A 15,773-nucleotide genomic window follows, 5' to 3' on the forward strand; every position below is an offset into this window, starting at 1 on the left:
AAAAAGATAAAAGCCCAAATTTGTATTATAATTAAAACCAGATTATTATGAAATTAGCAATCGTAACAGCGTATCCCCCAAGTAAAGTAACATTGAACGAGTACGCATTTCATTTAGTAAAACACTTTAGACAAAAAGAACCTATCACAGAATTAGTTCTGTTAACCGATAGAACTGAAGGTGAAAAAGATATCACATTTACAGAGCAAGGTTGTAAAATGACCATCAAAGAATGTTGGACATTTAATAGCTATACAAACATTATAAATGTAACCAAAGCTATAAATCAAGAAAAACCAGATGCGGTGTTGTTTAATTTACAATTTATGAAGTTTGGTGATAAAAAAGTAGCAGCTGCTTTAGGATTAATGTTACCATTGGTTTGTAAGCTGAAAAAGATTCCGAATATTGTTTTATTACACAATATTCTTGAAGAAGTAGATTTAGGAAAAGCAGGCTTTACAAGTAATAAATGGATGCAGAAAATTTACGGATTTATCGGAAGCACCTTAACCAAATTAATTCTTCAAGCTGATACTGTTGCTGTAACTATGCAGAAATATGTAGATGTTTTAGAAGCAAAATATAAAGTGAATAACGTGAAGTTAATACCACATGGTACTTTTGAAATTCTAGATGAACCTAGTTATGATATTCCGTTAGAACCTTTTAAAATTATGACCTTTGGAAAATTTGGAACCTACAAAAAAGTAGAGAAGATGATTGAAGCGGTTGAGCATATAAAAAGAACGACTCATTTAAATTTAGAAGTTGTTATTGCTGGAACCGATAACCCAAACACACCGGGTTATTTAGACGCAGTTAAAGAAAATTACAAACATTTAGATGGTATTACGTTTACAGGTTATGTATCAGAAGAAGATGTGCCAAAATTATTTAAAGAAAGTGCCTTAGTAGTATTTCCGTATACGTCTACAACTGGAAGTTCTGGGGTGTTGCATCAAGCTGGTAGTTATGGTAAAGCAGTGGTTATGCCCGATTTAGGAGACTTAGCTCTTTTAGTAAAAGATGAAGGTTATAAAGGTGAGTTTTTTGAACCTACAAGTGTATATAGTTTAGCATTAGCTATTCAAAAAATTCTTGTAAATAATAGCTATCGTATTGAATTAGAAAAGGCTAATTATAAAGCAGCAACAGCGTATCCTATGTCTAGAATAGCAGATATTTATTTAAATACTTTTGAAAATATTATAGCTAGAAAATCTGAAATAAAACAAGTGAAATCTGAAGAGATTATTGCTTAGAAATATATTCGAATGCGGGTTTAGTCTCTCCATTTTTGTTAATTAAACCAAAATGCTCTTGAGCCCGTTTTCTCCAAGGAAGTCTTCCAACGACTTCCTTTGGTATTTTAGTAAAGTCGTAAAGTGTCCAAGACATAAACGATATTTTATTATCGCTAAATATACCTTGAGCTTCTTTATAATAATTACTTTGATCTTTTTCTGAATTACCAAACGGATTCCATAAACCTTTATATGTTGATAAACCAAACTCGGTAATGGCTATGTGTTTATTAGGCATTTTAAGTTGTAAAGCTTTATATGTTTTGTCTAAGTCTTTTAACTTTTCATAATAATGAAAACTTATAAAATCTAACTTATTTTTAAGAATTGTGCTGCTTTCGGCATTAGACCAGCCAATAGTAACAGGATGTTTTTTGTCTATAGATTTTACTAAATCAATGGTTGTATTTAACCAAGAAATTACAAGGTTTTTTCCTCTAGATTCAAAATCTAAATTGGGTTCGTTTTTTATATCCCAAGCCAACAAAGCGTTATGGTTTTTTAATGCAGACACGATGGTTGCTGCGTGATGCTGATTCAGTGTCCAGTTTAAAACAGAATAATCGCCATAAAAATCAAAAAGTGTGACCATGACTTTTAGTTTGTGAGTTTCGGCTAGGTCTAACACCTGAATGAGTTTTTCTAATTTTTCCTTTTTCACATTCGCTTGTCCAAAATCATCATAAGGCACAAAAATGCGGATGCTATTTAGCCCTGCATCTTTAATAATTTTAAAATCTTTTGAAATAATGTTGGTGTCAAAGGTATCATCATACATACTCCAAGGAGATGCTTGCGGATAGTAGTTTATTCCTTTTAATTCAGTGACTTTATTTGAAGCAGGAGTAAATGCATTTATATAATTGCTACTCTCTTCTTTTATCATATTTCTAATGCGCCAAAAACCATCTTCTAAAAGCATAATAATTTTATAGCTAGATGTCTCAGTGGTTTCTAAAACACTAGTCTTATTCTCGTAAATATGTTTGTATTCAATAACTCCAGTATCAGTAAACACAATAAGTTGCCCGTCTTCACTAAAAAAATCGAGATTAAGGTGATGTTCTAAAGTTGTACCATCTACAGTAATATTTTTAGTTGTATTCTCCTTTACAATATCTATAAAGTTTTTTCGAGCACTTTCGGTGTAATAATCTTCAATGCCGTTAGTGGTATTGGTTTTATATGCTATATGTTTTACGTACCAAGCATCTAAATAATCGTTTTGAATACTGTTTAAAGTTTGTGCATCCATGAGGCGACCTTCATTTTCTAATGGCGCCCATTCTAGTTTTGGTAAGTATTGATCTATTTTTTTAATTTCTGTATGAAGCATAGAACTTCTATCGGCTCCAGTATTCAGGTAACTATATAAACTACTAATGCCAAATAGTATAAATGCAATAATAGCAATGTAAGACATCACTAAAACACTTCGTAATATGTTTTTATTAGTAGACGTCATAGCTTTATGTTTGAGTGTGTTTTTTCAATGCCAGCAGCTTTAATTATAAACGTATAAGTACTACTCGGAGCATTATTAGTATCTAATTTAAAAGTAGCAAAACCTTCAAATGAGCTTTTATAAAGTGTTTTTAATTTTGTGTTGTTTTCATAAATAGAAAGCGATACTTCTAAGCCATCAGGAATCATTTGATTCATAAAACTTTTTAGAGGACCAATAGTTATTATTCTATTGTTTGAAGAGAAAGCGACGTCAAAATTTGTAATTACAGGTTTATAAGCTAATGTTATAGAATTACTTTCTGCCATGCCTTCAATAAATGCCTTTACCGTCCAATTATCTTCATGGTCTGGGTGAATCATTTTAGCCTTTGCAATACCATTTATTGTCGTTCCAAATGTTTTTAAAATATTTTTTGAAGTATTATTTATAAAGAATTCTACATAGGTACCATCACTCACAATATTGCCATGTTTATCTTTTATTGTAGATGTAGAGAAGCTTGTTATTTGGTTGCCATCGGCATAGTCATGATTTCGTTGGTATGAAATACTAAAATCTGTTGGAATAGCAGGTAGTACGTTGATTGTATATTCTTTTGAATTAATGCCTAGACATTCTGAAGACACCAAAATTCTTCCTGTTTTTGTTTCAGAATAGATGTTTTTATAAGCAATGTTATTTTTTATAAGGATATCTTCATCATTTTGATTTTCTAAAAACTGATGTTTTACGTTTACTTTGGTGCTATCGGTTAACGGGTTATCTAAAACATCGGTAGGAATAACAACGAGCATAGCATAGTCTGTTCCACCAGCTTCAATACTTGGTGGACCTAAATAGGTTTCCATGCTTGCTACTTTTTGTTTTGATGTAATTTTGAATTTCCCTGAAAGGGAAGACGTACTTAATAATTTCCAGTTTACAATTCCTGTTTTGTTAGATATTGTTTGAGGTATTTGATAATTTAAAATACCAGATTCAGTATTGGGTTTTATTATAGTTGAACCATAGCTATTGCTTAAATATAAATTAGGTTTTTCGCTACTTTCATTTGAGAATTTTAAAGAAATAGAGCTACCAGCTTCAAATTCTGTTGAGGTAGTGAGCAATTTAAATGCATCATTGTTTTTTACAGTGCTTGTGAATGAAGAAAACACCATTGATATAATAAGTAGATATGTGAATTTTATTTTCATTAATTCGGATTTCCTATATAGCTATTCAATTCAATTTTTATAAAACTATAGTTTGCATGTTTTATGGGTTGTAAAACAGTATGTGTTTGATTGTCAATTCTATTTGGAACTACTTTGTTAGAAATAGATGCGTTTGGTAAGCCATTAACAAAACAGTTTTTCATATTTTCATTTATGATGTTAATGCTGTCATTTTTTAGAATAGGATATTCAAAAGCTTGTTGCCGTTGTTGTCTGATGCCTTTTTCTATGAAATGATGATCTACCCAAAGCATATTCTTATTGGTATCATAATACGTAATTATTAATTGCGGAATGGTGATTTCTTCTAATCCAGAATTAAATAATTTCCCTGAAATAGTATTTGTTGAAATATTTAAATCACTTAAAGTCGCATCTTTATATAAATCAGATCCTGAAACATTACCTGCTATTTGCAAGTTGAATTTTGTAGGTTGCTCTTCAAATTCAACAGGAGTAAACTCATCAGGGTTAAAGGTTTTAGGAATAGAATCTTGAGTTTTAGACCAGGCAATACCTTCAAAATTAATTTTAAAAGAACTCACTTCCTTCGGCATTAATTTATGCTTAACATGATATTTAGCGTTGTAGGTTGCTAACTCTTTATTGGCATCGTTATACAAAGTGCCTTTTAAAACAACATCAGCTGGGACGTTATCTATATTTTGAACTTCACCAATTAAAGCATAACTGTTATTGTGTTTTACCAATTTAGCAGATAGTATTTCTAAAACAGGTTGTTTTAAAACATCTTCATGGTGTGTTTGTTCTGTAGTGATGCGTCGGCGTCCTTGGTTAAAATATTTTGTAAGATTACCTGAATACAGTTGATCTGGAGGTAAGTCTAGATCGATATCATCTGGTTGAATAAACCATTTTCCTTTTAATTTTACTAACGATTTATAATCGGTTTTGTTTATTTTTTCTAAAGGCGTAATCCAATTGGTGTTTACTTTTACGGTTGCTAAATTGTCTGTTTTAGAAGTGATAATAGTTTCAATAGCATCTAATTTCGCATAAGAACTCAGTAGGCCATCGGTAACCGATATTTCCAACATATACTGAGCCATAGGTAAATTACTTTTCGGATTAATTAAGCTATATGCTTTTTCAAATTCTTTAAAATCTAAGGCATCATAATAGGTTAGTAATGCATTTTCAGGAGAATGGTGCGCATCATTTTTAATATAGAATTTGTAAATACCAAAACATGCTATAATAGCTAAAATTACCGACCAAATATGAGTAATTCTAAGAATACCTTTTGAAAACTTAGTATAGTTATTTTTAAATTTTAAATATTCAGGAATAACTTTTCGCTTTCTTTTTAATAATCGAATCCAAAGCATTTGAATATTTAAAATAAAAGCAATAATAACTGTTAGGAAAGGCATAATACCCCACAGTATTTTTTGCCATTTTGCAACATCATCTTTTGGTAAAATAGAAGACATAGGTGGGACGTTTAGTTTTTCCCAAACCTGTATGCCGTTTTCTAATTGCCGTAAGCGTTGCCAACCACAGAAATATAAAATAGGATCGTAAAATTTATCATTAGAAAAAATATACTTAAAGTTATACTTTTCGGGTGTGGTTAAAAATTGTTGTAACGACCCTATACCTTCAACACCTTTAAATTTAGAGTTTTCTAAACGTTCAATAGGGCGTGTGGTAAGCTCAGGTAAACGTCTTGCAGAATGGTAATTACCATCAACACTCATAGCGTTGGTTTGTGCAGATAACCATGCCATTTGATCACCAAATCCTAAAGTCATATACCGCCATTGATCGTGCTGGTCTTGATTAAGGAAATTCACAATAGGCAACATCTTAATTTGCTGAGGTTGTGAAGGTCTAAAATAACCCAAGCTCATTGTGAATATGGTCATGAATATAAATGAGCCAGCAAGTAAACCACCAATGAGTCGATGATAAATGGCACCAAATCTATTTTGAATAAGTTGTTTTAAATCGCCTTCAGCGAAGCGAAATACGAATTCTCCAAAAAGCGGTAAGGACATGATGGATGCCCAAAGCGTAAAGCGATCTAATGTTAATATGTTAAAAGCAGTTTCACCTAAAAAAAGTCTAGGAATAAAGGTGGTGCCTCCAGTTCCTAAAATAGTGAGTATTGTTATTGAAAACCCAAAAAACAAATACCGTTTGCTGTAATATCTATAAAAGATGTAGGGGAGAAGTATTAATAAAATACCCCAAGGAATTAAAAAGAATACTAACCCAGACGATGTAATCTCTAAAAAATTATCGCGAGAACCATGAGGAATTGGAACTTGAGTAATGGGGTTGTTTTTTGAATTTATCCAATATGGTAAAATGCAGCCAACTATAATAACCAGTGAAAGCATTCCAAAACTTATAATACGTTTAAAAAGTTTAAAAAAACTATTTAAAAATACTTTAATGGTAATGGCTTTTACAGAATCTACCTGTTCTCTTGAAACATCCATAATTACCATGCCTATTAGTGGGAAAATAAAAAATATCATTCCAAATATAGGAGTCACATGGTGTGAGGTTACAGTAACGGCAATTAATGACAGCGATGTAAATAAATAACGGTACTTACCTGTTTTTAACCATAAATAAATTTCTGGTAAGGCATGCATTAAAACGGCAATACCAATAATGCTAGGGAGCTGCCCAAAAATGTGTAAAGTCTCAACAAAAGATGACGATAAAACAGCTAAAATAGACGCATAACCAGCCACGGTTCTATTCGATGTAATAAGTAGCGAAAATCTGTAAACACCAGTAATAAAAAGAACTATGCTAATTAAAGCGACTGTAAACATGCCAAATTTAAGACCTCCAATAAACGAAAGTGCTGCAATAGATTGATGTACTAAAGGCGGATAACTCATTACCGTAAAACCTGTATACCATTTTTGGTTCCAGGGTTCAAACCAACTGTTAGAATAATGATCGGCAAAAAACAAATGAATTAAGGCATCATAGGTCGTTTCTAAAGTAAAGAATATAGAAGTTCCATGAAAAGCCAATCCTAAAAGTAAGGCTACAATTAAGTATTTATTTGTTGTTTCTTTCATTAAATATGTAGTAACAATCTTGTTAATGTAAATATAAATAAATTAAGTGGAGCTTTCATTTTTAATTGTCTACACAAAATTACCATTCGTCTACACAAAGCTTGGTGTTTAACTAAATATCAATTTTAACGAAGGCTTGTCAACTACTTTTGGAGTATAATAATTGTAAAAAACTTTAATTATGAGAGTATTAGCTATAGACGACCAACAATTAGTATTGTTGCCTTTACAAAAGCGATTAGTAGAATTAGGTTACGAAGTTAAAATAGAAACAGATGCCGCTAAAGGTTTGGAGTTATACGAATCATTTAATCCAGACTTAGTTATTGTAGATATTAATATGCCTGGAATTAAAGGCTTAGATATTGTGAAGCAAATTAGAGAGACTGAAAAATCTAAAACAGCAATCATGGTATTGTCTGGTGATACCAAAGACGAAACGATTACTAAAGGTTTTGAACTAGGTATTAACGATTATATGAAGAAACCGCTTAGCTTAAACGAAATCTGTGCACGTGTAAAACGATTAATTGGTGCGCCTGAAATAAAGACAGTAGCTACTATAAGCAATGTTATGATACAAGAACGTTGTGTTGGGGTTGTTATTCCATGTTATAATGAAGAAGAGCGTTTATTAAGCAAAGAATTTACAGATTATATAGATCAAAACTCTGGGTACCACTTGTGTTTTGTAAATGATGGTAGTAAAGATAAAACTCTTGAAGTTTTAAATGACTTACGAAAAGGAAGAGAAGATTTTATTACAGTTTACAATTGCGAAAAAAATGGAGGAAAGGCTGAAGCTGTTCGTTTAGGTATGCTTCATATGGCTAAAAAAACAGATTTAGATTATATAGGGTTTTTAGATGCCGATTTATCTACAGATTTAGCAGATTTTGATGACTTAGTAAAAACCATTGAGCACTCTAATTTTAAAATTGTAAGTGGCTCACGTATCACAAGAATGGGAGCAAACATTGCTAAAGAATCTGCAAGACAAATAATTAGTTTAACCATCAATTTTATTATCAGAAAGATTTTAAAAATGAATTTTAAAGACACACAATGTGGTGCTAAAATTTTTCATAAAGATGTTATAGGTATTGCTTTTAATCAAAAATTTGTAACGCAATGGATATTTGATGTCGAAATTTTTAAAAGAATGACACTACACTTTGGACTTAAAAAAGCAAAGGCAATGTTATGCGAGCAACCATTAAAAAGATGGATACATGCCGATGGATCTAAATTATCAATGAAAGATTCAATAAAAATTATGGGACAGTTAGCACAAATAGCTTGGGTTTATAGAAGTAAAAAGCATGCTATAAAAAAAAGTGTAGAGGTTAAATTAGAAGTGGTTTAGTACTTTAATATTAAAAAAGTGATTCATGAAAATTGGAATTATAATAATATTTCACAACAATGCTTTTTCTATAGATAATAAGCTGCATAAAGGATTGTTAGATTTAAAAAACGCTACACATTTATGCTTAGTAAACAATGCAAGTACAGATAAAACTTTAGAAAAATTACAACAATTAAATGATGCATCAGAACATGTTTATACCATTATAGATATTAAACAAAACAAAGGACATGAAGCCGCAATAAAAGCAGGAGTTAGGTATCTTTTTAATCAAAAAGACTTAAACTATATTGGTTTTATAAATTTTGAAGCAGGTAAAACTATGCGGTATTTATTGGAGTTTTTAAGAACATTTGAAAAGTCTACCGATTTAATAAAGCACTATAACTTACGGCAAGTAAAGAATAATAAAAAGCAAAGAACTCTTTTTAAAAATATAGTATCAGTTGTAGATTATTTAAATCAGAAACATATAGGAGTTAGTGAAGGAATTAAAAAGATAAGTTAATAGCAAACATTTTTTTAGGGCGTTACCTTTATCCTGAAATCTGTTCAGTATAAAGGTCGCGCTATCCGTTTGTAGTTTTGGCTCGAAGCTCCCGCTCGCCAAAAGCTATTACTGCTATCGCTAACGCAAAAAGACCCCGTGTTTTTTAGAGTCATTTAGATTTCCTCTAAAATAGATTTTCCATTAGATTTATTGCCCGAAGTCCATGTCCATTCCTCATAAAGTCTAATTTTTCCATTTGCCATTATCTCAGGTTTTGAATGACAAATACCAGTCATCAGTTCACCTTTTGTATTTACTTGATGATAGCGCATGTTAATAGCGCCATCGTCATCTACCAAACCTATTAAATGTCCACTAACAATGTGTCCGCCACTATATTCAGAGGTTAGAATATTTCCGTTTTGCTTATATTTAAAAATGGTTTCTTCAGTTGTTTCTCCATTTTCAGAATTCTCAACGGGTCTAAATGTTTTATTGTTGTAATTCATTTTATTTCTAACTTGAATGGAGTTACTAATTTAGTTACAGCTATTTAATTTTTATCTAAAAATATAGTAATTATAAGCAGTATACTATTTTTATAGCTAATTCTAAATCATCATTTTCTAAATGAGACTTAACCATTTTATGTAACGTTTCTAATTTTTCTTGTTCATCTTCAATAGAAAGCATTACAACCACTTCTGGTAATTTTTTAATGTCTTCTATTTCTTGAGTTGTTGGAATATTTTTACAGTTTCCCAGTCTGCCAATATTATTTCCTGATAAAATACTAGTTGAAAAAATGTGTTTAGGGAGCTTATCAACGCCAATGCCTTTTGTGAAAATTGGTTTAGGTATTTCAAATAACGATTCTTCAGTAATTCTTGTATACCAATTAGCGCCTAATCGTGCTACTAAGTCTAATTTTTTGGTGTCAATATTTTCATCAGCATCCAGACAATCCTTATTTATATGAATTTGAACCACCTTACAAATAACCAAATTACCTGCGCCACCTTCATTTCCTAAATGAATAATATTATCAACAACACATTCAAAAGAAATAGGTGATTCTTGTACTCTAGGTGGTTTAATTTTTTCTGAAGGGACTTCTGTTAAGCCAGATTTTATAAACTCATTTACGCCTTCCTCATATTCTGTACTTGATAATGAAACTTGCTCTACAATAGGGAAGTTTACAATATTAATAACGACTTCTTTTGTGACTTCAACGTTTTCTAAAGTATGTTTTGTTGTATTATCTCTTACTCTGCGTGCAGGAGAAAAAATTAAAACAGGCGGATTTGCACTAAACACATTAAAAAAACTAAACGGACTCAAATTTACAACACCATCTTTATTTACAGTACTAGCCAAAGCTATAGGTCTAGGCGCTACAGCCGTTAACAAAATGCTGTGTAATTGCTTTATAGGAATTGTATTTGGATCTATTGAAATGCTATTTTTCATTATTTTGCTGGTAATATTTGAGATTTTACTTCTCCAAAACCTATTCTTATATCATCTTTTTCACAATAACCTTTCATAATTACGGTGTCAAAATCTTCAATAAATTTACGTTCTTCACCATTATTTAATTTGATTGGTTTTTTTCCAGCCCAAGACAATTCTAACATAGAGCCATACGAATCGGGACTTTTGCCACTTATAGTACCAGAAGCCATTAAATCGCCAACATTTAAATTACAACCATTACTTGTATGATGTGCTAATTGTTGAGACATATTCCAATACATATATTTAAAATTAGATTTGCTAACAACGGTTTCTTCACCATTTTCTGGTTTTATTAGCACTTCTAAATTTACATCATAATTTTTTAATCCATCAAATTCTAAATGCGGTAATACTTTTGGTGCTTGCTCAGGACCATTTACTCTAAATGGTTCTAAGGCTTCCATAGTTACTACCCAAGGCGACATGGATGATCCAAAGTTTTTAGCTAAAAACGGGCCTAAAGGCACATATTCCCATTTTTGAATATCTCTTGCAGACCAATCGTTAAACAATACTTTTCCAAAAATATATTCTTCGGCTTTATCTGTTGAAAGTGTATCACCTAAATTGGTGTTTTTCCCTATAACATAGCCCATTTCTAATTCAAAATCTACTCTTGCTGAAGCTTGAAAAACAGGAGCTGTTTCATTTGGCTTTAAAACCTGTCCTTTTGGTCTGTGAATATTTTTTCCGCTTACAACAATGGAAGAAGCACGCCCATGATAACCAACAGGAATATGTTTCCAGTTAGGTAATAAGGCATTTTCAGGATCTCTAAACATCATGCCAACATTGGTTGCGTGTTCTATACTTGAGTAAAAATCGGTGTAATCTCCAATTAAAACAGGTAAATGCATGTCGGCTTCATTTTGAAGTATAAACACCTCTTTTGATGTTTTTAAAACCGAATTTTCATCGCATAATTCATTCTGAATACTGGTTCTAACTTTTGATGTTATTGTTTTTCCTAATGAAATAAAATCGTTTAAATAATTTGCAATAAAAACAGTGTCGTCTAAGTTTAAATTTTTAAAAACACCCAGTTTACAAGCTTCATGTAAGTCTAAAATATATTCGCCTATTGCAACACCAATTCTTTTTTGTTGTGTTGAAATTGAAAATATTCCAAAAGGAATGTTATAAATACTAAAATCCGAATTTTTCGGAATATTTAACCAAGTTTTCATTTTAATTATTTTTTTTCAAGACAGTAAATGAATGCCATCTTCTATTAGTTTTTTATATTTTTTAGTTGCTTTTAACGCTTCAAGTTTGTTTAAAACCGTATTAGAAAAATCATTTTTTAAAGAATAAACTAATTCGTAAATTTCAAGTACTAACAGCCATTCGTTAGGATATTTATTAGATATTTCATTGAATATTTTTTCAATTGCTATTAAATCTAATGCATTTGATTCTCTAATGTTTCTAATTTCAGAATAGTACGAATACAAAGTTTTATCTGCTTCAGAATAAGCGATTTTATGTGTTTTTTCTTTTGGAACTTTAAAAATATCTTTAAACGATTCGGTTGATGCTGGACCAGAAAAAGCAGAAATTACTTCCTTTCCAACAGCCATATCGTAAATACCCCATTCTGGTTTAAATAAAATAGTATCATTATAAGTTACAGTGCAATTTTCGAAAGAAATTAATAAAATTTTGCCTTGTAAATCTCTTTTGCCTGTTATTATTTGTCCAACAACTTTAATACCGCCTTCAAAAACTAATTCGGTTGTAAGACCTTCATAGATACCATAAACTTTCAAATCTTTAGGCGACATGTCTTCTATTGCTAAATTGATGCCTTCCAGTTTTCCAATAGGGCTTCCAAAACCTTCAGAATGTGTGTTTATTCCATGGCCAATTAATTCTTTATCTCTTGAAGCTAATGCCGTTTCGCCAATGGTTTGAATGTAAATAGGTTTATTTTGATGACCAATTACCTTAGAAAATTTTCCTGAAATTTGAATTCCAGTACTCAATTCTACAGTTCCAATATTTTTAGATTCAATTAATTTATTAACACCTTCTAAACCACCTTTTCTTAAAGCCATGGTATTTGCAAACTTTTCAAGTACATAACTTAAATGTGCAAAATTAGGTGTTACAAATAGTTGTGGTTGGGGTTTTGTAATATCAAAATTAATAGTAGCCGCTTCTATGGAATACGGTATTTTTTTTACGCTTTCATTTAAGCATGTTTTACTTTCTCCTATAGAAGATAATAATCCTGCTCCATAAATTTTTGGGTTTTCTAATTCGCCAATTAAACCATATTCTACCGTCCACCAATGTAGGTTTCTAATTTGAGCCATTTCAGATAGTTCTCCAATATTATTTTGAAGATCGTTAACTACTTTAGTCGCTTTTTCAACGGCTTCGGTGGGAGTTGTAGGATCTTCTTTTATAATGGATAAATGCCTAACAGCTTCATACATTTCATAATCTTTTTCAGAAGAAATGGCTTTACTACCAATTTCACCAAAACGTCTTAAATATTCGGCATATTCAGAGTTTGCTATTATGGGTGCATGTCCTGCGGCTTCATGAATAATATCTGGTGCTGGTGTGTATTCAATATGTTCTATGGTTCTAATATCTGACGCTATAACCAAAACATTATAGGCTTGAAATTCCATAAAGGCATTAGGCGGAATAAATCCATCAACGGAAACGGCAGCCCAACCAATTTCTTTTAATATTCGATTCATACCTTCCATTTTAGGAATGTAATCTGTTGAGATGCCTGTTTTTTCTAATCCTTCTAAATAGTAACTATGCGCTGCGTTTTTTAAATAATCAATATTTAATCGCATTACATACCTCCATACAGCATGATTTTGTGCCGTATAGTCTTTGTAAGGTTGTTTAACAATAAACTTACGTAAATGTTTAGGTAACCTTTTTGTTACACTATTTAATTCTAATTTATCTTCAGATTTTTTGCTCATTAATTATAATGTACCTCTGTTTTCTTGTTCTCTTTCTATTGCTTCAAATAAAGCTTTAAAATTACCTTTTCCAAATGATTGTGCACCTTTTCGTTGAATTATTTCAAAAAACATGGTTGGTCTATCAACTACTGGTTTTGTAAATAATTGCAATAAATAACCTTCGTCATCTCTATCAATTAAAATACCATGTTTTTTTAGAACTTCAACATCTTCATCAATTTCACCAACACGCTCTATTAAATCGTCATAATAGTTTTCAGGAACGTATAAAAATTCGACACCTCTGTTTTTCATTTCTGCAACTGTTGCTACAATATCATTAGTTGCTACTGCAATATGTTGTACACCAGGACCATTGTAAAAGTCGATGTATTCTTCAATTTGAGATTTTTTTCTTCCTTCTGCAGGTTCATTAATTGGAAATTTAATACGTCCGTTTCCATTAGACATTACTTTACTCATTAACGCCGTATATTCTGTAGATATATCATTGTCGTCAAATGAAATTATTTGAGCAAACCCCATAACTTTTGCATAAAATTCACACCATTTATTCATTTCATCCCAACCTACATTACCTACCATGTGATCTATAAATTTTAACCCTACAGGACTAGGATTATAATGAGATTCCCATTTTTTATAGTTAGGTAAAAATATACCGGTATAGTTTTTTCTTTCTACAAAAACATGAACAGTATCACCGTATGTATGTATACCAGAACGTATAACATAGCCATTATCTCCATCGTCTTCTCGTGTTGGTTCCATAAAAGATTTTGCACCTCTTTTTGTTGTTTCTTCCCAAGATTTTGTAGCGTCTTCAACCCAAAGAGCTACTATTTTTACACCATCTCCGTGTTTGTTAATATGCTCATTAATTGGGCCATCTTCTTGTAACGAAGTTGTTAAAACCAATCGTATTTTATCTTGCTTTAATACATACGAAACACGGTCTGTCATACCTGTTTCTAATCCAGCGTAAGCCTCCGATTGAAAACCAAAAGCTGTTTTATAAAAATGTGCAGATTGCTTTGCATTTCCAACATATAGTTCAACATAATCGGTTCCTAACAGTGGAAGAAAATCTTCGGCATCACTAAATAATTTTTTTAATGAATATTCTGTATTTTGTAAATCTTTTAAATTTTTTATTTCTGTTGACATGTTTTGTGTTTTTAGTGATTTGTATTCCAAGATTTATAATAATCTTCTACTTTAAGTTTTAATGCTTCTTCTGTAATTGATAATGGTTTAAACGGGTCTATCATTACTGCTAATTCCTGTGTTTCTTTTTTACCAATACTTCTTTCTATAGCTCCAGGATGTGGCCCGTGTGGTACACCACCTGGATGTAGTGTAAGTTGTCCTAATTCAATGTTGTTTCTACTCATAAAATCGCCATCAACGTAATACAATAATTCATCTGAATCGATATTAGAATGATGGTAAGGAGCCGGAATTGATTTTGGATGATAATCGTATAATCTTGGTACAAAGCTACAGACTACAAATCCCGCAGATTCCCATGTTTGATGAATTGGAGGTGGCATATGAATTCTACCTGTAATTGGTTCGAAATCGTGAATAGAAAAGGCAAACGGATAATGAAATCCATCCCAACCAACAACGTCAAAAGGGTGGTTGTTATATGTGTACTCCCACATATCTCCTTGCTTTTTAACCTTAATTTTAAAGGCGCCTTTTTCATTAAAAGTTTCTAGGTTTGTAGGTAATTTAAAATCGCGTTCACAAAAGGGTGAATGTTCTAATAATTGTCCAAAATTATTTCGGTATCTTTTTGGGGTAACAATAGGTTCAAAAGACTCTACATATAGAATTCTATTATCCTCAGTGTCAAAATCAATTTGATAAATAACGCCTTTAGGAATTATAACATAATCACCATATTTAAAATTAATTATACCGTAGCACGTTTTTAATTTTCCTGAACCTTTATGTATAAATAACATTTCGTCGGCATCAGCATTTTTATAGAAATATGCTTTTGAAAATACTTTAGGCGCAGCCAATCCTATATGTAAATCGTTGTTTACAAATAGTGTTTTTCTGCTTTCTAAATAATCCTGCTCTGGTTTTATAGAAAATCCTTTAAAACTAAGCGCTGTCATATTTTTTTCAATAGCTACGGATGGAGCAACAGAGCCTAAGTTTTTAATTTCTGAAACGACCGTTGGCGGATGGATATGGTATAACAAAGAAGAAATACCCGAAAAACCAGCAGTACCAAAAAGTTCTTCTTGATACAATCCGCCATCACTATTCTCAAAAGCAGTATGACGTTTTTTTGGAATCTTCCCTAAAGTATGATAACGTGCCATAAGTATATTAATTTAGTTAGTATTTATATGTATG

The 15,773-nt window shown here is 31.3% G+C and carries 12 protein-coding genes; 3 read left to right on the top strand and 9 right to left on the bottom strand.

Annotated features, from left to right (window positions below; genetic code table 11):
* The first annotated feature begins 47 nt into the window (after positions 1 to 47).
* Complete coding sequence (locus ACH5TX_RS16450) at positions 48 to 1,265, top strand: glycosyltransferase (protein WP_439340582.1); 1,218 nt, start codon at positions 48 to 50, stop codon at positions 1,263 to 1,265.
* Here the strand turns inward: ACH5TX_RS16450 and ACH5TX_RS16455 are convergent.
* The 3 genes from ACH5TX_RS16455 to ACH5TX_RS16465 are packed head-to-tail and all read right to left on the bottom strand — an operon-like array spanning position 1,255 to position 7,060.
* Entirely contained in the window at positions 1,255 to 2,772 is a 1,518-nt protein-coding gene (locus ACH5TX_RS16455; RefSeq protein WP_439340583.1) for a glycoside hydrolase family 2 TIM barrel-domain containing protein, read from the bottom strand. The genes ACH5TX_RS16450 and ACH5TX_RS16455 overlap by 11 nt on opposite strands.
* Positions 2,769 to 3,971 (bottom strand): hypothetical protein, encoded by a 1,203-nt coding sequence (locus tag ACH5TX_RS16460; RefSeq protein WP_439340584.1) that lies wholly within the window; start codon positions 3,969 to 3,971, stop codon positions 2,769 to 2,771. Before ACH5TX_RS16460 ends, ACH5TX_RS16455 begins: the two co-directional genes overlap by 4 nt.
* Positions 3,971 to 7,060: a putative glycosyltransferase family protein gene (locus tag ACH5TX_RS16465; RefSeq protein WP_439340585.1), complete on the bottom strand. Its 3,090-nt coding sequence runs from the start codon at positions 7,058 to 7,060 to the stop codon at positions 3,971 to 3,973. Before ACH5TX_RS16465 ends, ACH5TX_RS16460 begins: the two co-directional genes overlap by 1 nt.
* A gap of 181 nt (positions 7,061 to 7,241) precedes the next feature.
* Here ACH5TX_RS16465 and ACH5TX_RS16470 point away from each other — a divergent pair, with 181 nt between their 5' ends.
* Positions 7,242 to 8,426 carry a response regulator gene (locus ACH5TX_RS16470; protein WP_439340586.1) on the top strand — a complete coding sequence of 395 codons (1,185 nt, stop codon included), beginning with the start codon at positions 7,242 to 7,244 and terminating at the stop codon, positions 8,424 to 8,426.
* 25 nt (positions 8,427 to 8,451) lie between these two features.
* On the top strand, positions 8,452 to 8,937 hold the full coding sequence (locus tag ACH5TX_RS16475; protein WP_439340587.1) for a glycosyltransferase: 486 nt from the start codon (positions 8,452 to 8,454) through the stop codon (positions 8,935 to 8,937).
* A gap of 155 nt (positions 8,938 to 9,092) precedes the next feature.
* On the opposite strand, the gene ACH5TX_RS16480 is transcribed toward ACH5TX_RS16475, so the two are convergent.
* The 6 genes from ACH5TX_RS16480 to ACH5TX_RS16505 all read right to left on the bottom strand — a co-directional run bounded on the left by ACH5TX_RS16480 (position 9,093) and on the right by ACH5TX_RS16505 (position 15,739).
* The gene (locus tag ACH5TX_RS16480; RefSeq protein WP_439340588.1) at positions 9,093 to 9,428 is read right to left on the bottom strand and encodes an avidin-fold protein; all 336 of its coding nucleotides are present in this window, start codon (positions 9,426 to 9,428) and stop codon (positions 9,093 to 9,095) included.
* A 70-nt stretch (positions 9,429 to 9,498) separates the two neighbouring features.
* Positions 9,499 to 10,392 carry a flavin reductase family protein gene (locus tag ACH5TX_RS16485; protein ID WP_439340589.1) on the bottom strand — a complete coding sequence of 298 codons (894 nt, stop codon included), beginning with the start codon at positions 10,390 to 10,392 and terminating at the stop codon, positions 9,499 to 9,501.
* On the bottom strand, positions 10,392 to 11,627 hold the full coding sequence (fahA, locus tag ACH5TX_RS16490) for a fumarylacetoacetase (RefSeq protein ID WP_439340590.1): 1,236 nt from the start codon (positions 11,625 to 11,627) through the stop codon (positions 10,392 to 10,394). Before fahA ends, ACH5TX_RS16485 begins: the two co-directional genes overlap by 1 nt.
* A 15-nt stretch (positions 11,628 to 11,642) precedes the next feature.
* Positions 11,643 to 13,394 carry an aromatic amino acid hydroxylase gene (locus ACH5TX_RS16495; protein ID WP_439340591.1) on the bottom strand — a complete coding sequence of 584 codons (1,752 nt, stop codon included), beginning with the start codon at positions 13,392 to 13,394 and terminating at the stop codon, positions 11,643 to 11,645.
* Between the two features lie 3 nt (positions 13,395 to 13,397).
* Positions 13,398 to 14,564, bottom strand: coding sequence for a 4-hydroxyphenylpyruvate dioxygenase (gene hppD / locus ACH5TX_RS16500; protein WP_439340592.1), 1,167 nt, complete (start codon positions 14,562 to 14,564; stop codon positions 13,398 to 13,400).
* Between the two features lie 11 nt (positions 14,565 to 14,575).
* Complete coding sequence (locus ACH5TX_RS16505; protein WP_439340593.1) at positions 14,576 to 15,739, bottom strand: homogentisate 1,2-dioxygenase; 1,164 nt, start codon at positions 15,737 to 15,739, stop codon at positions 14,576 to 14,578.
* Positions 15,740 to 15,773 lie beyond the last annotated feature (34 nt).

This window comes from Thalassobellus citreus (genome assembly GCF_044385915.1).
In the GTDB taxonomy this organism is placed as follows: Bacteria; Bacteroidota; Bacteroidia; order Flavobacteriales; family Flavobacteriaceae; genus Thalassobellus; species Thalassobellus citreus.